This is a genomic window from Ezakiella sp., from assembly GCF_034180565.1.
Lineage (GTDB): Bacteria > Bacillota > Clostridia > Tissierellales > Peptoniphilaceae > Ezakiella.
Window position 1 is genome coordinate 15,204 of the sequence record NZ_JAXFOB010000031.1, and the last position, 18,781, is coordinate 33,984.

Genomic DNA, 18,781 nt, shown 5'->3' on the forward strand with positions numbered 1-18,781 from the left:
ATCGCAAGAAAAATATCTACAAAAAAAGACCGCTCTAAAAGAACCCGGCCCTTTGCATAAAAACAGTATGTAATGAACTTTCGTTAATCTCGCAACTATAAACCTTTTCAAACGTTATAAAAAACATAACTGAACCTCTCAAAAAATCCATCTACCATTTAATAGACATCCACTTTAATCTAATGCCTGTCTATAGATATATTATACCACTTGAAGAACCGTTTTAATCATTTTGTAATAACTTTTTTGAAAAAAATAAAGAAAAAATTTTCGAGAAGAAATTTGGAGATATTTTTTTGGCATAATAGTGAATCTTAAAATCGTGTGATTTTGGATGCATTTATTCTTTGCAATTGTCTATGTATATGTAAGTCTCATATCGCCAAATTTGATTTTCGTTGTTATAACAACATACAACCATAGGTGTGTTCATAAAATATCTCTCCAAAAATATTACCAATAGATACTTTCTGCGCTGATAAAATCACTAATTGCATACATTCTCAATCGCATTGTACCGCCATATTTGATTTTCGTTGTTATAACAACATGCAACCATAGGTGTGATTATAAAATATCTCACAAAAAATATCACCAATAGATATTTTCTGCGCCGATAAAATCATTAATTGTATGGCTTTGCAATCGCATCCGTAGCGTGACGGCATACGTTGTGACGTAAGGAACAACGATGTCCTCACGCCATATATCACATCCACAAAATTTACAACCCTACCAATAACGCTGTGTAAATAAAATATCAAACCCAAGCCCCATTCAATTTTCACCCCAAAACCCGCCGTTACAACAGCGCGCACACCTCTATAAAAAAACACCTTGGAGACGCAGTGTTCCCGAGGTATTTTGTCACACCACATTCTTCGCTAAAATGGATGAATAACGCCGCTTTGCAATAAACGACGTATTATATCTCACCCTAATTCGCAGATAAAATTGATGAAAAACGGTTAGTGCGAGAATTTTTAGGAGCGAGGCATACTGGCAAGTATGTCGCAGCGACTAAAAAGTCGAACAACCGTTTTTCGCAATTTTAGCAAGAATAGACTCTCTTTGGAAGAAGCGAGCAACCGAGGCGTATTGTTAAATACGTCGCAGGTTGGGAACTTATGAAAAGCAAGATAGTCGCCATTTTAGCAAGAATAATTCCGTGTGAAATATTTTAGGAGTGAGGCTTTTTGCGGGAGGATTCACTGAACCATCCCGCTACGGCGGCGTACAAAAAATTATACAAGCATAAATCATTATCGCGAAAAGATAGACCTAACCCGTGCTTTTTGATTTGAAAAATCAAAAACACGATGGTAGGTCTTCCGCAAAGACGTCCGACGACATTTCGACGAATAGGAGAAATGAGTCGTTGACGTCGACTGCAAACCGCAAATAAACCCTTTACAAATAAAAAAAGCACCCCCTCAATAGGGTGCTTAATTTCTTATTTTACTTCTACTTCAGCGCCAACTTCTTCAAGTTTCTTCTTGATGTCTTCTGCTTCTTCTTTTGCAGCGCCTTCTTTAAGTGCCTTTGGAGCTCCATCTACGAGATCCTTAGCTTCTTTAAGTCCAAGACCTGTAACTTCTCTTACAACCTTGATAACTTTGATTTTTTCTCCGCCTGCTGATTTAAGAATTACGTCGAATTCTGTTTTTTCTTCAGCACCTGCTGCTGCGCCTGCTGCTGCAGGACCTGCTACTGCAACTGCTGCCGGAGCTGCTGCTGATACGCCAAATTCTTCTTCAAGTGCTTTTACAAGTTCACTTAATTCCAATACTGTTAATTCTTTTACATCTTCAATAAGTTTAGTTACTTTTTCACTCATTTTAAATACCTCCGATAATTTTAATTTTATTCTGTCTTACCTGCTCTGATTTGGTCAAGAGCAATTACTAAGGAACGCATTGTTCCAGATAGTACATTTGCGAAGCCTTGGATTGGGCCGTTCAAGCCACCAAGTACTTGTGAAAGGAGAACTTCTTTTGTTGGAAGTTCTGCTAATGCTTTAATTCCGTCTAAATCAATTTCTTTTCCGTCAACCATTCCCGATTTGATAACGAGTTTATCATTATCTTTTGCAAATTTGTTAGAAACTCTAGCTGCAGCGGCAATGTCGTCGTATGCAAATGCTATAGCATTTGGTCCGTGGAAATTCTTTGTAAAATCTTCATATCCAAGTTCTGTGAATGCTCTTGCCATAAGAGTGTTCTTGTAAACTTTGTAGTCGACGCCGGCTTCTCTGAAATTCTTACGAAGTTCGGTAACATCTTCAACATTAAGTCCACGATATTCAACTAGAACCATGGAGGAAGCTTTTTCAATTTTTTCTTTAATTTCCGCAACGGTTGATTCTTTTTGTTTTAAAACTGCCTCTCTCATTAGACACCTCCCCATTTATATTAGAAAAGACCTCGAAAACGAGGTCTAAAAAAATCACTAAAATAAAAACTTTTTCATACACCTCGGCAGGATTTACGTGAAACGCTATTTCACAACCGGCTTTCTTCGGTTTTCTTATTCAACATTAATTATTATATCAGACATTTTTTCATTTGTCAAGCATTTTTAAAAAATATTTTAAATTATTTTTTACTTTCTATATTCCGCAGAATATTGCGATTTCATCATATTTATCTAGCTCTTCAAAAATATCTCCGTCGTAAAATCTCGGGTCCACAATTTTTATTTCTCCATATTGCTCCGCAAAAAATCCGATGAACGGATTTGCAAACGAATCCTTTAATAATAGAAGAGATTTTTCTCCGAGTCCTTTAACAGTCACCTCGCCGAAGTTTCCACCCATATATGCGAGATATTTGTCGACTCCGCCCGCGCGAGTTTCATCAACCACAAGCGCCTCTTCGTCTTTTCCGTCAATCGCTCTTTTAAATTTCAAGTCCTTCGTTTTTTCGTTGTACACAATTGAGAAGTCATCCTTAATAATTATTCCGGATTTTCTCGCTTCTCCTCCGATAAATCTTCCAAAGCTTTCCGTTTCTTTTTCATTTTTAAATCCGAGCGCATGGAGCACTTTTTTCACACCTTCGGAGTTCAAGTGGTGGTCGCCTCTATAGTAGTCCTCAAGTGTCAAGATGTTTGTAAAGTCGATTTCCGATTTGTTTTTTCTTTTATCGAATTTCTTTCGGTAATTCTCCGAGATTTCCATTTTTTTCAGCGCAAGCGGTAAGTTGTCCTCGAAATAGAGTTTGTACGGAATTAAATACGCTTTTAGATTCGGATGTTTTTCCTTTTCCATCAAAAGTTTTTCAATCAAAACATTTTTTATCGGTTTTTGCGTGAGCCTTGAAAGAGAAAGATAGACTCCGTTTTTCTCCCTTTCTCCCAAAAAGAAGTCCTTGTATGAGTTCACAGTTGTAAAGCCCACTTTCGCCGGCACGCGGTCCGTCAAAGCTTCTTCAAATTCTTTTCCGAATGAGCCGTCAAAAATGTTTTCTTTTGTGAGCTCCGGATATTTTTTGAGTTTTCTCATTTCAAACTCGCTTGCCTCTTTTTTGTTAAAAAGAATCAAGGTACCCATGAGCATCAAAAATATTAATACAATTGTAGAATAATTTTTCTTCATTATATCACCTAAAATCTAAAGTACAAAAACGGGTTGTAGTTTCCGGCCACGAGTGCTGCAATCGAAAGTATAAATACTATTGTAAGCACGACAATCTGTACGGCTTCTTTTTGTTTTTCAAACATTTCTTTCGGTTTCGGTGTCGAAAATAGTATTCCTATTACAAATAGGATTCCATATTGCAGCAAAAAGCTTGTGACCTCGCCCGAGAAAAACGGTTTCGAGCCGAGAGACGTGAAAAATGCTCCGATGTCTTTCAAGTTGGTCGACGTGAAGAGCACCCAGCTGAACATAATTATTATCAGCGTGTAGATTCGTGAAACGAATTTCGGCGCTTTCTCGAGAATTTTCAAGAAGAAATATTTTTCCAAAATCAAAACGACGAAGAAGTACATTCCCCAAAGTATGAAGTTGTAGTCGGCGCCGTGCCAAAATCCGGTCAAAAACCAAACGACAAAAATGTTAAAGATGCGTCTTGCTCTTCCTACTCGATTGCCGCCGAGCGGAATGTAGACATATTCTTTGAACCACGAACTCAGTGTCATGTGCCATCTCGACCAAAATTCGGTTATGCTTTTTGAAATATACGGATAGTTGAAGTTTTCCGGAAAGTGAAATCCGAGCATTCTTCCCATCCCGATTGCCATTTTCGAGTAGCCCGCAAAGTCGAAGTAGATTTGAAGGCTGTACGCGACGAGTTTTAAAAATATGAGCGTCTTTGAGCTTGCGTCGGCAAATGTAAAGCTGTTAAAAATTTCTCCGAATTTGTTTGCAAGAAGCACTTTTAAAAATAGCCCTTCGATAAATATTCTCATTCCCACATTGTACGAGTTAAGACTGTCGTCGCGCTCTTTCAATTCATTTTCAACGTCTATATATTTTACAATAGGGCCCGCAATCAGCTGTGGAAAGCTCGTGACGAAAAGTCCGAAATCCACAATATTGTCCGCGATGTTTACACGACCTCTGTAGCAGTCGATTGTGTATGAGAGCGTTTGAAATGTGTAGAACGAGATACCGAGAGGAAGAGCGAGATTTAACGGCTTTATGTTAAATCCGAATTCGTTTACGACTTTTATAAAGAAATCGGAGTATTTAAAGAAGAATAATATTCCAAGATTTACTACAATCGAGTTTATTAAAATCAGTTTTTTCTTTTTGTCGCTCGCTCCAACCATGAGTCGACCGTTTGTGTAGTCGAAGAATGTTGAAAAGAGCATTATCAATATGTAAATCGGCTCGCCCCATGCGTAAAAAAACAAGCTCGCAAAAAACAGCCACAGATTTTTATATTTCTTCGGCAAAAGTTTATTTACTATAAATACTATAGGAAAGAAGTAGAATAAAAAAAGTATGGATGAAAAAACCATTTTGTCTCCTCGTGATAAAAAAATAAGGGTGCTCGAAAACGATACACCCTGAAGTTTATTTAAATTCGTTTAAAATAGCGTCTTTTGCTTTGTCGGCACCTTCGCCTACAAGAAGAATCGAGTAGTTGTCTTTTTCAAAGAACTCCGCTTTTTTGAGAAGTTCATATTGATCCGGTAAATAGGAGCTGAAAATTTCAAGGTTGTTGTCAAGATATGACTTTATGCCTTTTTTGACTGCATCCAAATTGCCGTCCTTTGCCTTAACAATTACAATTTGCGACACTTGAATATTTGTGTTCGGCATAGCAAATTTAAATTCTTCGTAGTTGTCTTTTGTGATTTCAAAAAATGTATTTATCATTTCAGGATCACTTTCATCGGTCATGATTTCCGTGTCCATATTTTGTTTTGCCGCTTCGTATAGCTTTTCTATGCCCGGGTCATTCGAACCCTTGTCGTCACTCGCATTGTCGTTTTTTGTGCAACCGCAAGCGAAGAGAAGCAAAAATGCGCTCAAAAAGAGAATTGCCTTTCTCATATTTCCCCCTAATTAAAATAATTTACCTGTATAAATTTCAACCAATATCTGTGGAATTTTTTATTTAAATGAATTCCGTCCGGCTCATAAAATTCCGGATGCGAATTTATAAACGGTCTAAGGTCGATAAACTCAACATTCATTTCTCCCGCAAGTTCCACAAGAGCATCGTTGAAAGATTTGATCTTGTCGTTGGAAACACGAGCCATAGCTTTTTTGTTTTTTACATCGACGGGCAAAATACTTTGGAAATAAATTTTCGCATTCGGCAAACTCTTTTGAAGCTCCGTAACGAGCTCCTTATAACTTTTCTTGAAAGTCGCCGCATCCTTTACATACATAGAGTCGTTCATTCCAAGCATAATATAAATATGCGTCGGATTTTTCGCCTTGATATTTTTTATTTGTTTTTTAGTAGTTCTTATATTTTGTCCCAATTTTGCTACTACGTTTTTTGTTTCCAGGTGTTTATAGTACGAAAGAGCGTTTGAAATCGAATCGCCGATAAAGACTGTGTTTTTGAAAACTTCTTTAAAGTTTGTTCCATCGTTCGGATTCACGTCGTATTTCGGCTTTTTGTCTTTTTCATTTGCCTTTACAAGGTCGTTCTTTTTCTTATTTAAAAGAGCTTGTTTTTGTTCTTTTAATGAAGATTGCCCCTTTGCAATAAGAAGTCCCTCCAAATAGTCATCCCCCGAGACAACACCGTCCAATTCTTCAGCTCTCGCAAGAGCTCTTTTGTTGAAGTTTGCGTTATCGATATAGAGAAAAACACCCACAAATAAAAATATACATAGTAAAGAGACAAGTGATATTTTCTTTTTCACTGATAAACCTCCTTCCTATGCAATATAAGAAAATGGTCGGGGTGAGAAGATTTGAACTCCCGGCCCCATGCTCCCAAAGCACGTGCGCTACCAAACTGCGCTACACCCCGACGTAATAAAGATTAGTGAGAATCTCACTCACAAATATTAAATTTATCCTGCTCGATTACCGAACAATGATATTCTAACATATAAAAATAACCTTGTCAACACTTTTTTTATAATATTTTAAAATTATTTAAATTAAACCCGTTTGGGCCCCGATCGGCCGTCCGTGTATCATAATTCACACCCGCCATGTTCAGGTGGGTAAACTATTTCCCGCTCCGACAGTCCACTCAAAGGAGGCATTGTCTCGGCAAGGAAAAACGGTTATTTCCCGTATAAAATTTGTCGGTTGAATTAAAATACGTTACGCACCGATCAGGTTACTTTTATTATAACACACTAAATTTCATTAATCAAGAAATAATCGTTTATTAAAAAACAAATTTTTGGGTATAAGTAGAATATAGAATTATAGAAAGGAAAATGATTATGAAAAGATTCTTACCTATTATTATCGTAGTCGTTGTGCTCGCCATCATTTTCGGTGGAATGTACAACGGACTTGTACAACAAAACGAAGAAGTAGACAGTGCATGGGCACAAGTCGAAAACGTACTCAAAAAACGTGCAGACCTTATTCCGAATCTCGTTGAAACGGTAAAAGGATATGCAAAACACGAAGAAGACATCTTCGTAAAAGTTACAGAAGCAAGAAGCAAAGTTTTGGACGCAAAGACGCCTGAAGAAGCTGCTGAAGCAAACGCAGAACTCACAAAGGCAATCGGCGACATCAACGTAGTTGTCGAAAACTATCCGGAACTAAAAGCAAACGAAAACTTTATGGCTCTTCAAGCCGAACTCTCAAGCATTGAAAACGAACTTTCAACAGAAAGAATGCGCTACAATGACAAGGTTAAAGTTTACAACCAAGATGTAAAGAGATTCCCGAAAAAATTCATCGCAGGAATGTTCGGATTCTCACCTAAGGAATACTTCCAAATCAGCGAAGCTGACAAGGAAACACCTAAAGTTGATTTCAACAAATAAAAAATCAGCATAACTCGAGAAAGGAGTCATTTAGAATGAAAAAAATAATAACTATATTGACTTCGCTTTTACTTTTATTCAGTTTTACGGTTAGTGCTGACAGAATCAGCGACTTTGACTACAGCACTCTTCCGGATGCGGACTACTACTTTTACGCATACGACGAAACAAACACATTGAGAGAGAGCAGCAAAAAGTTTATTATTGACCATTCAAATGAACTATATGAAAAGACGGGCGTTCAAATAGTCGTTGCAGTTGTGAATGATTTAAACGAAATGACTATTGAAAATTATTCGACTCGTCTATTTGAAAAATGGGAAATCGGCGACAAAAATGACCAAGGTCTTTTGATTGTTGTAAAACCGAAAACGGCGACCGAAAAAGGTCAAGTCAGAATTGAAGTCGGATACGGCTTGATGAAAGTCATACCGGCGCAAAGAGCTGACCAGATAATTCGAAATGTTATGATTCCGAGATTCAAAGAGGAAAATATGGAAGCCGGCATAATGGACGGCTACGAAATCACTCTTGGGCTTATTGCAGACTATCTCGGAGTTGAAATCGAAGGAATCGACGCTTTCGGAAACTACGGTGACGAAAGAGAAGGAAGAATAAGTCCGCTCATGGGTCTAATAATCTTTATATTATTTATGATGCTCATAAGAGGCGGCGGTCGCGGCGGATTAAACACACTGTTCTGGCTAAGTAATATGTCAGGTGGAAGCGGAAGAAGCGGTGGATTCGGCGGAGGTTTCTCCGGTGGAGGCGGCTTCTCCGGCGGTGGCGGAAGATCCGGCGGCGGCGGCTCAAGCGGAAGTTGGTAAAGGAGGCAATATGCAAAATTTAACACTATATATAATGAACACATGTCCATTTTGTAAAAAGGTTTTAAGATTCATCGAAAAAAATTCCATCGAAGGAATTGAAGTGAAAGACATCATTGGAAATGAAGAAAACGAAAAAGAGCTCATCGAAAAGGGCGGCAAAAAACAAGTTCCAATGCTTATGATCGGCGACAAACCTATGTATGAATCGGACGACATCATTGAATATTTAAAAGAAAATATGTAGACATAAAAACCGGAGAGAGAATCTCCGGTTTTTTCTTTGCCGACTATTGTAGAGCCTTTGTAAAAAACGGCCTTTTATTTTTCAAGAATAATTATTAACGATTTTTATAAAAAATCTCTACGGAAGATATCTCCGAAAACATTTCTATGAATAGGATAAAAGAGTACTGACGTCGACGGTACGTGCGCCGTTAAGTCACAGAAAACGCCCGAAACGAATATGCATTTATATGTCAATAAAAAAAAGAACCGGCGCATGTCACGCACCCGGCTCTTTCATAAATATCTCAATTTTCAAGAGATTATCGATGAGAAACGATCATTTAAAGTGTTTTTTCGCGAGGCGTATTGCAACGTCGAAAACACGTAATCAATCGTTTATCGCAAAATGATAGCCCTAACCCGTGCTTTTTGATTTGAAAAATCAAAAACACGATGGTAGGTCTTCCGCAAAGACGTCCGACGACATTTCGACGAACAGGAGAAATGAGTCGTAGACGTCGACTGTAAGACCGAAAATAATCCCTCTATTTAAAAAGTCCACCAATCTTATCTACAACATCCCCCACGATATCTGAACTTTCAGCTTTTTTCTTGATATCATCAACATAGGTCTTGTCGATTTTATCGATTTCGCTCTTTACACTTGGTTCATTTGTCGATTATGCTTTTTGCCATATCATCAGGCAAAAGTACATAGAGTGCTTTCGAGATTGTCGGTTCGAGTTTGTTTAAAATTGATGTGAGTGTGGTTGCATCCAAGTTGTCGGCTAAAGATTTGACCGTGCCAAAGTTTTCGTTGCCAATGAGTTCGCTCACTTTGTTAGCGATTTCTCCTGTGTCGTTTCCAATTCCCAATTTTTCTAAAATATTCATAGTTACCTCCTTGAATTTTTATTTCCGTTTAAAAACTACATATTTATAGTTCAAACCGGTTTTTTCATCTATCATTATTTCGCTCTCACTCTCAAGAACAAATCCGTTTTTTATCGGGTCCAAGAGTGTCGAGTCGGCTTTTAAAGTTTTCAAAACGATTGTTAGATACATATATCGAATATCGTGAATAAGCGAATTTACCGTGTTTGCTCCGCCTATAAGCATACCGTTTTTATCGTTTTTAAGTCTTTCTCTAAATTCATCGAAGTCGTGAATGACTTCGTCCGCACCTTCCGGATTTTTCGAAGAAAGCACAATCATTTTTCTACCTTCGAGAGGACCCGTCGATTCAAAAGTCGAGCGACCCATATAGAGATTTTTCCCCATTGTTATTTCCTTAAAACGCTTCAAATCGTCGTCAATCCAAAAAAGCATTTCGCCGTCAATGCCGATTCCATAATTCAAATCGCACGCCAATATGATTGAAACGCCACCGTCCTCTATTCTTTTGTTTATGGTTTCAAGGTCTACTTGAAGTCGACCACTGTCTCTAGTATCCATCTTTTGTCGTCCTTTTCCTTTAATTTTTTCAAAACATTTTCTTTTATCTCTTCGAGATTATCGAGTTTGTTTTCATCAATCGCAACAGTTATAATGTTGCTTTCGCCCAATATAATATCGTGGACGCCTTTGACTCCCGAAATTTCTTCGATTCGATGTTTTATTTCAAGACTTTTTTCGTCAGTGATTTTCGGCTCTATATGAACAACAAGGTCAATGTTTGTCTTTTCTTTTAGTTCAACAGTGAGTCTTTCAATCACATCATGCGCCTCGCGAACCGTTAAATCCGGGTCGACTTCGACGTCTGCTGTCGCAAAAACGTGGTCCATTGATTTTCTGTCTACATAAATATTGTGAATCGAGTTTATCATGTCGGAGCTGTTTAGCGCTTCTTCAATAGCTTTCAAATCCCTATCGCTCGGCTTTTCACCAATCAAAGGTGAGATTGTGTCCTTTAAAGTTTCGTATGCCGAGTAAAGAAGTATGAGCGAAATTATGAGTGCAACAACTGAGTCCAAGACCGGATAGTTTCCAAAGAAAAAGCTTGTAAAGAGAACAGTTGCGGAAATTACAACGTCAAAAAGTGCATCCTGTCTATTTGCTTTAAAAATCGTGCTTTTAAAATTTAGATAGTATTCGTGATTTAAAAGCGAAAATACGGATTTTAAAACGATTGACACAATCATAAACACCCTTGTGATTGTGTCGATTTCAGTTTTTTGTGGATCGATTATGCCGCCCGCACTCTTTACAAGAAACTGTAGTCCGATAATCGCGGTCACAACCGAGATAATAAACCCGGTGATATATTCGATTCTATCGTGTCCGTACGGGTGGTCCTTGTCCATCGGTTTTCTGCTCATGCGCATGCCGACCATGGTAAGAATTGAAACGAAACTGTCCATGAGATTGTTTACCCCGTCGGCAAGGACGGAAATCGAACCCGTCGCGATTCCCAAAATCATTTTCGGTATCGCAAGCACCAGTGCAACAACAAGTCCGATTTCACCGATTTTCTCGGAGCCTTTTTTACTTGTTATAAGTTTTTTCCACATTATTTATTGTCGTCCTCTTCATTTTTTCCACTGTAAAAATTCTTTTCGTATTCCTCAAAGAAACTGCTTTTGTTTTCGGATTCACTTTCGTCGAAATTCCTCAAAACTTCTTCCTTGTATTCCTCGAAACTTTCAATACCTTCCTCAAAATCGTCATTGATTTCCGAGTAAATGAGATAAGCGGATGCAACAAATGCATTGAAATAGTATCCGATAAAGTTGAATACAAAAGATATAAAGAAAATGAGTATATGACCGCCCGCTCCGGATTCGAAAATCTTTGATATCATGTCCAAGGTTTTTCCGAATTCAAAATTGCCGAATACTGCAAAATTGAGCACTGAAATCATTCCGAATGTGAGAACAAAAGTTATGAGTGCAATTAAAAGCACGCTCTTTATATATCCCGGCTTCTTGAATGTGTCGAAAGCGATTCTAAGCGATTCCATAATCTTTCTTTCCGGATTGTTTACAACTGCAATTTCCGCAGTTGAAATGAAATATGCAAAAACAATTCCTAGAAATGCAACTACCGCCATAAATATCGGCATATACATAGTAATAATCACGAAGAGCATAAGCGGGAAGATCGCAATCAGCGCCAAAAACATCGACATCAAAATCGATTTTCCAACCGCTTTGCCATAAACTCCCGGTTCGCTATCTTCGATTCCCTTTGCTTTTCTGAAAAAATATACCAAAAATGTTATGGTTGCAATGCTTTCCAGAATTCTTTGAACCGCCGCCGTCGGACTTGTGGTTTCAATTTCAGATTTAAGTCCTTCGACCTCGCCCTCAATCGCATTTTCCCTTTCAATCAAAAATCCGTCGCCCGTTATTGCCGGGATTATCGAAACGATAATCGAAAAAATAATCACAACAAGTAACGCATTTTTATTTACAAATTTTATCGTGTCCTTAAAAATACTTCCTATTCCGTAGCCACCGGCTGCGTATTTATCTCTAATTTTTTTATCAAAAGTCATAATCTCACCTAAATCACAAAATCTCCATTTTCAAAGATTTTATATTCTTTTCCTTCCTTGTCGTATCCGACAATTTCAAGTGTTTCATCGCCCACCATAAAGTCCACATGTTCTTGTGAATCATTTATGCCGTGCTTTTCAAGTTCTTCTTCCGTCATCTTGTCGCCGCCCTTTAAACATGTCGGATATGCTGCGCCGAATGCCAAGTGGCAGCTTGCATTTTCATCAAAAAGTGTGTTCATAAAAATGAGTCCAGAGCGATTTATCGGACTTTCGACCGAAACGAGTGCAACTTCGCCGAGGCTTGACGAACCTTCGTCGGTCTTAATCAAATCCTTAAGATTTTGTTCGCCGTGCTTTGCGCTCACTTCAACCGCCTTGCCTTTTTCAAACACAACTTTGAATTCGTCCACAATTGTGCCGCTCAAATTTAGAGGCTTTGTTGAATAAACAACGCCGTCAATTCTGTTTTTGTCAGGCGCCGTAAATATTTCTTCTGTCGGCAGATTCGGAAGGAAAATATTCTTTCTGTCATCTTCTGAAACCGCTCCCATCCAAACGTGACCTTCCGGAAGACCGATTGTGAGGTCCGTTCCTTTTGCGGTTTTGTAGTGAAGTCTATCGAGTTGTAACTCGTTTAGTTTCTTTCCGCGGGCTTCGAGCTTTTTCAAATGTTCATCCCATGCAGCCATCGGGTCTTCCCTGTCCAAGCGGACAGTTTTAAAAATTGCTTCTTTTAATTTTTCCACAGCTTCTTCGTCGCTCAAATCCGGGAAAACTTTTTTTGCCCATTTGACTGTCGGATATCCGACAACGCACCAGCTGTTCATATCGTTCATAGTGTATTTCATTGAAGGCTTCATAACCTTTCCGACCGCTTTTGACCTCTTTGCGATTCTCTTCGGGTCGATACCCTTAAATAAATCCGGATCTCCTCCGGTTATAGAGAGATAAAAGCAACCGTCTTCCGCATAGTCGACAGCTTCGTCAAGATTGTATTCTCCGAAATGTTCGAGCCTTTCTTCGCTCATATGCTCCATATTGAGCCTTTCGAGAGCTTCATCTCTTATATTAACCTTGACCTCAGCCGCTCCTTTTTCATATGCCATCTTTGCAACTTCTCTTGCAAACGGCAAATTTTCGGTGTTTGCCTTGATTCTTAAAATTGAGCCGTCCTTTATATTGAGTGCTTTGTTTACTATTAATTCCGCATATAATTTATCGTTCATATTTCCTCCAGATTACTTATCAGTTTTATTTGTTTTAGTTTTAGCTTTTGTTTTTGTCGTCGTCTTTTTATCCGCCGTTTTTGTCTTTGTTTTCACTGCAGACTTTTTCTGAGACGTTTTTGTGCTCGCCGATTCAGATTTTGATTTGTTTTTTATCTTCGGCTCAGCCTTTTTCGCAGTCGCCGGTTTACCCGTATTTGCAGTCGTCTTTGTAGACTTCTTTTTTACAGTTGTGACCTTTACTTCCGGCGTGTCTTTATTTACGGTCGCCTTCGGCTTTTTGCTCGAATCGTTCACAACTTTCTTTACATCTTTTACATCAACCTTTAAAATCTTTCTCGCACGTGAAATTTCCGACGCATCAAATTCATAATCGTCGCTCGCTTCATACCACTCAATTTTTTTCGGCAGCTCTATTTCATAAACCTTCGCCAAAAATACAAGCGCTTCTCTGTCATAAATTTCATGTTCAAATAAAAATCTATAAATATCGTAGACGTCAGTCTTTTTAAATCTTATATCTCCTCTTTCCATCATGTCGAAGAGATCGTCCGCTCTGAGTTCAATCCTATAAATCGAATCAATCATCGACAAATCCGAATACTCCCATCTTCTCTTCGGGTTTAAGTATGACAAAAGCTTCTCAAGCTCCTCTAAGTTTCTTTCAAGCGTATGTTTCGACTTTTTAATATTTCGAAGTCCGTCCTTAAAATCTATGAGCCTTTCTCTGTCGGCCTTTCTTTCCTCAGGATAATTGACAGGATAAAACTCTTCGGCAAGACTGTTGGCAATCTTCCAAACTTCAAAATCACAAGTAAGTTTAATTAAATCCACAAACACCCCTCCTTACTTTAAATCTACTTAATTATATACCCGATAAAGCAATAGAAATAACTTAAATCGACGGTTTTTCCAAACAAAAAAAGCAGGTCGTCGCCTGCCAAAACTAGAGTTTTAAATATTCATTATTATCTTCTTTATAAATTCCGTCGGACTCAATGCCCTCCGCATCCAAAATCTTTTGAACATCTTCAACACTCATCGCCGTTCTTGCCGCAAGACCGCACGAGCTTGAAATCTTTCTCGGAACCGGAATCAACCTGAACTCCGGTTCGTTTTTCTTTGCGCTTTCTTCAAACATAAGCGCGTCTGTCAATTGGTGAAATGTTACAACAATCATCTTAAATCTCCTTTACTATATTATACAAGGAATCGGTGGTGAATTGCAACACCGCATGTGTATAATATATTCGTCAATATGTAAATTCGCCCATAAAGGGCGAACTTTAAAAACTATTTCATTGCTGAAATTGTGAATTCATCATTATTTTCACTTACCGTAACTTTGTAGCCGTTCGAAATTAAAAATCTCGAAACATTTTCCTTCGCAACGGTTGTGTCAACCATAACTTCGATTTTCTTTTCGCCCTTGTCAACCAAATCTTTTGTCATAATGACAGGTTCCGGGCATGCATATCCTCTAGTATCAAGCATTATGCTTTCTCCCTTCTACATAAAAGACCGATGAGTACGACAACTACAAGACCGATAATTCCTGCAATGATACCGTTCGGTGTAACACCTTTACCGCTTGAAGCAAGTCCGAAATTGTGTGCAAATGCAGCACCCACGATAAGACCTAAAACAACAACTGCTGCGTCTTGGTCGCCTTCACCGGAAAGGATAGTTTGTCTGATAGGACATCCGCCCAATAGACATGAACAAATACCTACAAGTCCATACCGAGGAAATTCCACAAATGATTTGTGTGTGCAACAGGTTGATTTTCAAATCCAAAATGGAATTGTCCGAGAATTAGATTTAAAACAAGTGCACCCACAATAACGCCGCAAAGACCTAGAAGTGGTGAATAATCTTTGATTAAAACAGCATCTCTGAAACCTGCAGCTGTACATAATCTTGTTCTTTGTAAAATAACTCCGACAATAAGACCTGCTGCGAGTGAAATGATAATCGGGGCGTGTTTTGAACCAGGTCCTTCTTCGCTGAATGCGATGAAATCAGGACGTACTAATAATAAAATTAAAAGTGCAATTGAAATTGCCGGCATAACATATCCGCCGAGCTTTGATTGTTTGTGAGCACGTCCGAGACTGAATCCTTTTTTAAGGAAAACAATTCCGACCAAAATACCTGCAACATAACCGAGTAGACCAACTACTGCATTCATATCGCCTCCGCCGATTCTAAGTAACATTCTCAAAGGACATCCGAGGAAAATTAAAGCTCCGATCATTAAAAAGAATCCTAAAATGAATCTTAATGCAGGGCTTGAACCGCCGCGGGATTTAAAATCCTTGCTGAGTGTTGAAGCAATTAATGCTCCGATTACGAAACCTAAAATTTCAGGTCTCAAATATTGAACGACCGGTGCCTTGTGAAGTCCGACAGCGCCGGCAACGTCTCTCCAGAAACATGCGACACATATTCCCATATTTCCAGGATTTCCGAAGTATACCAAAAGTGCTCCGATTGCACCAATGATAAGTCCGCCTATTAAAAGCGAAAGATTTCTCTTCTTCATAGTATAAAACCTCCTTATAACATATATTATAATACAACATAACAATAATTACCAATAGATAAACATAATAAATTTATAAAAACCTATAACATAAATCTATACTAAAGATTACAAATGGTTAAATGTGATTTGCTACACTTGATTTTTATATGATTATATTGTAATATTTATCAGTGGCGACAATGCCGCAATTAATGAAACACAAATAATGCGAAGGAGGAAATATGAAAACAACAAAAAACATATTAATAATATTTACAATATTCGCAAGCCTTGTCTATCTAATCACCGGTTGCAAAGACGAAAGCGCACAACCTATTGAAAAAATAAAAGTTTCAAACATCTCATCCGAAGAAGACCGAACAATTTGTCGCGACAAACTCATCGAAAGCGGACTCGAAGAGAAAAGAGTCGACAAATTTATGGAAATGGTAAAATCGTACAATGAAGACGTGAACGGAGAACTTCCATACAAAAATGGATTCGTGGAAACTGAAAATATAAAAACCGACTACACAAAAACCGTCGATGAATTTTACAAAACCGAAAATAAAATCGGCTCAAACTGCAGAATAAACACATTCGAGCTGCTCCTCGGAAACATCGAAATCAAAAGAGTAAAAAGCGACAACACAAGCACTCTCGACTTCGACAAAAATTCACTCGAAAACGAATTTCCGGAGCTCTTTACAAAAGATGAAACAACGAAATTCGAAACATATTTTGCGCCGGTCAAAGCAAAAATCAGCACCGACAAAAAAGACCAGATTGCCGAAATCAAAAAAGCCGTAAACTCGCGCGGAATAAAATGGAACGACAAAATTGACGCAAAAATTATTTCAGTATGGTTCCACAACGACGACGAAATAGACGGAAATATATTATTCATCGGTCACACCGGAGTCCTGGTTCCGTTTGATGACAAGCTCATGTTCATTGAAAAACTTTCATTCAATGAGCCATATCAAGCAGTCATCGTAAACAGCCGCACCGAGCTCTCTGACTATCTTATGGAAAAATATGACATTGAATACAACCAAAAAACCACGCGCCCGTTTATCTTTGAAAACGGCTCGCTCATGAAAAATTTCCGTCAAAATCCGGAATACGATAAAATCCAAAATAAATAAGGCTCTAGAATATCTATGGATTTAAACTCTCCGTAGATATTCTAAAGCCTTATTTTTATTTTCCGAGCGGCTTGATGCCGTAAATTCCGGACCACCAAGTCGTGATTGCCTTGTCCATTTCAGTTGCAAGATACAAACGGTCCTTGCCCATCGGCTCGCCGTTATCGTATTTCATATCCCAGTTGTTCGGGTCGTAAACTTCGTAGTAGAGTTTGCCGTCGACAATTCTGTAGCCCTTAATCAAAAGGAAATGTCCGCCGTCAAAACCGTAAAATCTTCCGATATTTGACGAATTCGGATTTCTGTTCGGTGAAATTTCTCCCATCTTTATACATACAAGTACGATGTCACCGTTGTTTAAAAGGTCCGTAATCGTTTCCGGACTCTTGTAGAGCGCATCTTCGATGTTCATATTGTTCGATTCAAAATAGCTGTCGAAAATATTTGTGGTCCACCAATCGCCGTCGTTTGGAATTTCATCCCTGAGCGATTCGCCGGTTGCGGTGCTGTTCGGGTCGAGCCATTTTAAAATCATCGCCATTGACGTCGGTCCGCAGTTGCCGTCGCTGTATTTTCCGGTGTGCCCTTGGTCCATATACCATTCATAGTCTCTGTTATGTGCGACTTCGGCCTTCAAATCGTCGGCGTCGTCAAAAATCATTTCGCCGTCTTTGTATGAGAATTTCAAAAGATGTGCCATGCTCATCAAATCGACGAGTGCATTTTTATCGTCCTTTAAAATTACATTAGCATCTTCAACTTTTTCATTTTTAACTTTGAGCGTATATTTTTCAGGTTGAAGTCCGGTTGCATCGACAGGGTCACTCCACTTGTCCTTTGAAACGATTTCAAGTTTGAATCTGATGGTCTTCTTTTCTTTGTCAATTTTATATGTGTATCTGTTTTTTGAAAGCTCCATATATTGTCCGAACTCCGCCAAATCAACATATTTCTTTCCATCAACGTCAACCGTTTCATACGAGACATCGCTCATCGGAAGCTTTACACTTGTAACTCCGTCAAAATCGATGTCCGATGTTTCTTCAGTTTTACTTTCGTCCGTCTTGTTTTCTTCAGTTTCGTTTTTGTCGTCAGTTTTCACTTCTTCAGTTTCGACATTCTTTGTTTCATCTTTTGGTGCGTCCGCTTTTTTGCATCCGAAGATTGAAAAACCGGCAAACACAATTGCTAAAATAACCAATAACCTTTTCATAAACATTACCTCTTATAAATAAATTTCTCTCGCAGCCTTGTAGAATGCGTTTGAAGCCTTCGAAAATTCATACACAATATGAAATTCGTTGGTTTCGGAATGTGCTCTTATTATTTCTCCGAAATGTTGACAGATATGAGTTGAAATCTTTCTAACTTCCTCTTTGTATTCCTCAGCGGTCGTAATTTCCATCAATCTGTAACTGTAGTCCGCAAGCGACTCGCAAGTGTTTAAATCAAAACTTATGTTCACGCCGCGCTCCATACAAATGAGATAGATAAGATTTTCAGTTTCATTAATTCCGTCAATCAAATTCGTGATTCTTTTGTCCTTCACCATATTTGCAATAGAAAATAAATTCATTTTACTCTTCAGCAAACACGAAAAGAACAATTGCATTTTGTCTTCATAATTTACCATAATATTCTCCTTTTTATTGTACTGACTTAATTATACCACAAATCTTTTTTATGCTCCACTTAAATTTAATCATTTTTTAAAAAATCATTGACATATAAAAGTTTTTATGATATACTTTTAAATGTATTAAATATGGACTGTTAGCTCAGTTGGTTAGAGCGCTACGTTGACATCGTAGAGGTCACAAGTTCGAATCTTGTACAGTCCACCAAAGAAAGTGTTCCCGCGGGAGCACTTATTTTTTTGCCTAAATAAATTTGCGGTATAG

General features: G+C 38.3%; 20 protein-coding genes, 2 tRNA genes, 1 other RNA gene, 1 pseudogene and 1 other annotated feature. Of the genes and pseudogenes, 5 read left to right on the top strand and 19 right to left on the bottom strand.

Annotated features, from left to right (window positions below; all coding sequences use genetic code 11):
• Positions 1-1,453 precede the first annotated feature (1,453 nt).
• The 8 genes from rplL to ssrS all read right to left on the bottom strand — a co-directional run bounded on the left by rplL (position 1,454) and on the right by ssrS (position 6,763).
• A complete protein-coding gene (gene rplL / locus SPI61_RS06845) occupies positions 1,454-1,837 on the bottom strand; it encodes a 50S ribosomal protein L7/L12 (protein WP_321137381.1) in 384 nt (127 codons plus the stop codon).
• Between the two features lie 26 nt (positions 1,838-1,863).
• Positions 1,864-2,391 (bottom strand): 50S ribosomal protein L10, encoded by a 528-nt coding sequence (rplJ, locus tag SPI61_RS06850; RefSeq protein ID WP_321137382.1) that lies wholly within the window; start codon positions 2,389-2,391, stop codon positions 1,864-1,866.
• A 13-nt stretch (positions 2,392-2,404) separates the two neighbouring features.
• Positions 2,405-2,539, bottom strand: a sequence feature (ribosomal protein L10 leader region).
• Between the two features lie 69 nt (positions 2,540-2,608).
• Positions 2,609-3,595 carry a hypothetical protein gene (locus tag SPI61_RS06855; RefSeq protein WP_321137383.1) on the bottom strand — a complete coding sequence of 329 codons (987 nt, stop codon included), beginning with the start codon at positions 3,593-3,595 and terminating at the stop codon, positions 2,609-2,611.
• Between the two features lie 8 nt (positions 3,596-3,603).
• Entirely contained in the window at positions 3,604-4,965 is a 1,362-nt protein-coding gene (locus SPI61_RS06860) for an MBOAT family O-acyltransferase (protein WP_321137384.1), read from the bottom strand.
• A 55-nt stretch (positions 4,966-5,020) separates the two neighbouring features.
• Positions 5,021-5,503, bottom strand: a complete 483-nt coding sequence (locus tag SPI61_RS06865) for a DUF4358 domain-containing protein (RefSeq protein ID WP_321137385.1) — start codon at positions 5,501-5,503, stop codon at positions 5,021-5,023.
• 8 nt (positions 5,504-5,511) lie between these two features.
• On the bottom strand, positions 5,512-6,330 hold the full coding sequence (locus SPI61_RS06870; protein WP_321137386.1) for a GDSL-type esterase/lipase family protein: 819 nt from the start codon (positions 6,328-6,330) through the stop codon (positions 5,512-5,514).
• A 33-nt stretch (positions 6,331-6,363) separates the two neighbouring features.
• A tRNA-Pro gene (locus SPI61_RS06875) sits at positions 6,364-6,440 on the bottom strand.
• A gap of 143 nt (positions 6,441-6,583) precedes the next feature.
• Positions 6,584-6,763, bottom strand: a non-coding RNA gene (gene ssrS, locus SPI61_RS06880) — 6S RNA.
• 104 nt (positions 6,764-6,867) lie between these two features.
• Here ssrS and SPI61_RS06885 point away from each other — a divergent pair.
• Genes SPI61_RS06885 through SPI61_RS06895 form a run of 3 tightly spaced genes read left to right on the top strand, consistent with a single transcriptional unit; the run spans position 6,868 to position 8,499 of the window.
• Entirely contained in the window at positions 6,868-7,425 is a 558-nt protein-coding gene (locus SPI61_RS06885; RefSeq protein WP_321137387.1) for a LemA family protein, read from the top strand.
• A 35-nt stretch (positions 7,426-7,460) separates the two neighbouring features.
• The gene (locus SPI61_RS06890) at positions 7,461-8,252 is read left to right on the top strand and encodes a TPM domain-containing protein (protein WP_321137388.1); all 792 of its coding nucleotides are present in this window, start codon (positions 7,461-7,463) and stop codon (positions 8,250-8,252) included.
• 10 nt (positions 8,253-8,262) lie between these two features.
• Positions 8,263-8,499: a glutathione S-transferase N-terminal domain-containing protein gene (locus tag SPI61_RS06895; RefSeq protein ID WP_321137389.1), complete on the top strand. Its 237-nt coding sequence runs from the start codon at positions 8,263-8,265 to the stop codon at positions 8,497-8,499.
• A gap of 650 nt (positions 8,500-9,149) precedes the next feature.
• Here SPI61_RS06895 and SPI61_RS06900 read toward each other — a convergent pair.
• The 9 genes and pseudogenes from SPI61_RS06900 to yedE form a co-directional block, all read right to left on the bottom strand.
• Positions 9,150-9,374, bottom strand: a complete 225-nt coding sequence (locus SPI61_RS06900; protein ID WP_321137390.1) for a hypothetical protein — start codon at positions 9,372-9,374, stop codon at positions 9,150-9,152.
• Positions 9,375-9,392: 18 nt separating this feature from the next.
• Complete coding sequence (locus tag SPI61_RS06905) at positions 9,393-9,935, bottom strand: dihydrofolate reductase (protein ID WP_321137391.1); 543 nt, start codon at positions 9,933-9,935, stop codon at positions 9,393-9,395.
• The gene (locus tag SPI61_RS06910; protein ID WP_321137392.1) at positions 9,902-10,990 is read right to left on the bottom strand and encodes a cation diffusion facilitator family transporter; all 1,089 of its coding nucleotides are present in this window, start codon (positions 10,988-10,990) and stop codon (positions 9,902-9,904) included. Before SPI61_RS06910 ends, SPI61_RS06905 begins: the two co-directional genes overlap by 34 nt.
• Positions 10,990-11,976 carry a hypothetical protein gene (locus SPI61_RS06915; protein WP_321137393.1) on the bottom strand — a complete coding sequence of 329 codons (987 nt, stop codon included), beginning with the start codon at positions 11,974-11,976 and terminating at the stop codon, positions 10,990-10,992. Before SPI61_RS06915 ends, SPI61_RS06910 begins: the two co-directional genes overlap by 1 nt.
• 8 nt (positions 11,977-11,984) lie before the next feature.
• Positions 11,985-13,205, bottom strand: coding sequence for an aminopeptidase (locus SPI61_RS06920; RefSeq protein WP_321137394.1), 1,221 nt, complete (start codon positions 13,203-13,205; stop codon positions 11,985-11,987).
• Positions 13,206-13,217: 12 nt separating this feature from the next.
• Positions 13,218-14,039 carry a hypothetical protein gene (locus SPI61_RS06925; protein ID WP_321137395.1) on the bottom strand — a complete coding sequence of 274 codons (822 nt, stop codon included), beginning with the start codon at positions 14,037-14,039 and terminating at the stop codon, positions 13,218-13,220.
• 112 nt (positions 14,040-14,151) lie between these two features.
• Positions 14,152-14,385: a DUF3343 domain-containing protein gene (locus SPI61_RS06930; protein WP_321137396.1), complete on the bottom strand. Its 234-nt coding sequence runs from the start codon at positions 14,383-14,385 to the stop codon at positions 14,152-14,154.
• A 113-nt stretch (positions 14,386-14,498) separates the two neighbouring features.
• Positions 14,499-14,699 (bottom strand): sulfurtransferase TusA family protein, encoded by a 201-nt coding sequence (locus tag SPI61_RS06935; protein WP_321137397.1) that lies wholly within the window; start codon positions 14,697-14,699, stop codon positions 14,499-14,501.
• A pseudogene (gene yedE / locus SPI61_RS06940) lies at positions 14,699-15,750 on the bottom strand (YedE family putative selenium transporter). The gene SPI61_RS06935 and the pseudogene yedE overlap by 1 nt, the downstream one beginning before the upstream one ends.
• A 224-nt stretch (positions 15,751-15,974) precedes the next feature.
• Here yedE and SPI61_RS06945 point away from each other — a divergent pair.
• On the top strand, positions 15,975-16,880 hold the full coding sequence (locus SPI61_RS06945; RefSeq protein ID WP_321137398.1) for a DUF4300 family protein: 906 nt from the start codon (positions 15,975-15,977) through the stop codon (positions 16,878-16,880).
• 55 nt (positions 16,881-16,935) lie between these two features.
• Here the strand turns inward: SPI61_RS06945 and SPI61_RS06950 are convergent, their stop codons facing one another.
• Together SPI61_RS06950 and SPI61_RS06955 are read right to left on the bottom strand one after the other, a co-directional pair.
• Complete coding sequence (locus SPI61_RS06950) at positions 16,936-18,093, bottom strand: C39 family peptidase (protein WP_321137399.1); 1,158 nt, start codon at positions 18,091-18,093, stop codon at positions 16,936-16,938.
• 12 nt (positions 18,094-18,105) lie between these two features.
• Positions 18,106-18,513, bottom strand: coding sequence for a hypothetical protein (locus tag SPI61_RS06955; RefSeq protein WP_321137400.1), 408 nt, complete (start codon positions 18,511-18,513; stop codon positions 18,106-18,108).
• A gap of 134 nt (positions 18,514-18,647) precedes the next feature.
• Between SPI61_RS06955 and SPI61_RS06960 the strand changes: the two genes are divergently transcribed.
• Positions 18,648-18,724, top strand: a tRNA-Val gene (locus SPI61_RS06960).
• Positions 18,725-18,781 lie beyond the last annotated feature (57 nt).

What these genes read in the sequence shown, in the direction of transcription:
- rplL (WP_321137381.1), bottom strand. Translation starts at nt 1,837, where the DNA reads ATGAGTGAAAAAGTAACTAAACTTATTGAAGATGTAAAAGAATTAACA.
- rplJ (WP_321137382.1), bottom strand. Translation starts at nt 2,391, where the DNA reads ATGAGAGAGGCAGTTTTAAAACAAAAAGAATCAACCGTTGCGGAAATT.
- SPI61_RS06855 (WP_321137383.1), bottom strand. Translation starts at nt 3,595, where the DNA reads ATGAAGAAAAATTATTCTACAATTGTATTAATATTTTTGATGCTCATG.
- SPI61_RS06860 (WP_321137384.1), bottom strand. Translation starts at nt 4,965, where the DNA reads ATGGTTTTTTCATCCATACTTTTTTTATTCTACTTCTTTCCTATAGTA.
- SPI61_RS06865 (WP_321137385.1), bottom strand. Translation starts at nt 5,503, where the DNA reads ATGAGAAAGGCAATTCTCTTTTTGAGCGCATTTTTGCTTCTCTTCGCT.
- SPI61_RS06885 (WP_321137387.1), top strand. Translation starts at nt 6,868, where the DNA reads ATGAAAAGATTCTTACCTATTATTATCGTAGTCGTTGTGCTCGCCATC.
- SPI61_RS06890 (WP_321137388.1), top strand. Translation starts at nt 7,461, where the DNA reads ATGAAAAAAATAATAACTATATTGACTTCGCTTTTACTTTTATTCAGT.
- SPI61_RS06895 (WP_321137389.1), top strand. Translation starts at nt 8,263, where the DNA reads ATGCAAAATTTAACACTATATATAATGAACACATGTCCATTTTGTAAA.
- SPI61_RS06900 (WP_321137390.1), bottom strand. Translation starts at nt 9,374, where the DNA reads ATGAATATTTTAGAAAAATTGGGAATTGGAAACGACACAGGAGAAATC.
- SPI61_RS06905 (WP_321137391.1), bottom strand. Translation starts at nt 9,935, where the DNA reads ATGGATACTAGAGACAGTGGTCGACTTCAAGTAGACCTTGAAACCATA.
- SPI61_RS06910 (WP_321137392.1), bottom strand. Translation starts at nt 10,990, where the DNA reads ATGTGGAAAAAACTTATAACAAGTAAAAAAGGCTCCGAGAAAATCGGT.
- SPI61_RS06915 (WP_321137393.1), bottom strand. Translation starts at nt 11,976, where the DNA reads ATGACTTTTGATAAAAAAATTAGAGATAAATACGCAGCCGGTGGCTAC.
- SPI61_RS06920 (WP_321137394.1), bottom strand. Translation starts at nt 13,205, where the DNA reads ATGAACGATAAATTATATGCGGAATTAATAGTAAACAAAGCACTCAAT.
- SPI61_RS06930 (WP_321137396.1), bottom strand. Translation starts at nt 14,385, where the DNA reads ATGATTGTTGTAACATTTCACCAATTGACAGACGCGCTTATGTTTGAA.
- SPI61_RS06935 (WP_321137397.1), bottom strand. Translation starts at nt 14,699, where the DNA reads ATGCTTGATACTAGAGGATATGCATGCCCGGAACCTGTCATTATGACA.
- SPI61_RS06945 (WP_321137398.1), top strand. Translation starts at nt 15,975, where the DNA reads ATGAAAACAACAAAAAACATATTAATAATATTTACAATATTCGCAAGC.
- SPI61_RS06950 (WP_321137399.1), bottom strand. Translation starts at nt 18,093, where the DNA reads ATGAAAAGGTTATTGGTTATTTTAGCAATTGTGTTTGCCGGTTTTTCA.
- SPI61_RS06955 (WP_321137400.1), bottom strand. Translation starts at nt 18,513, where the DNA reads ATGGTAAATTATGAAGACAAAATGCAATTGTTCTTTTCGTGTTTGCTG.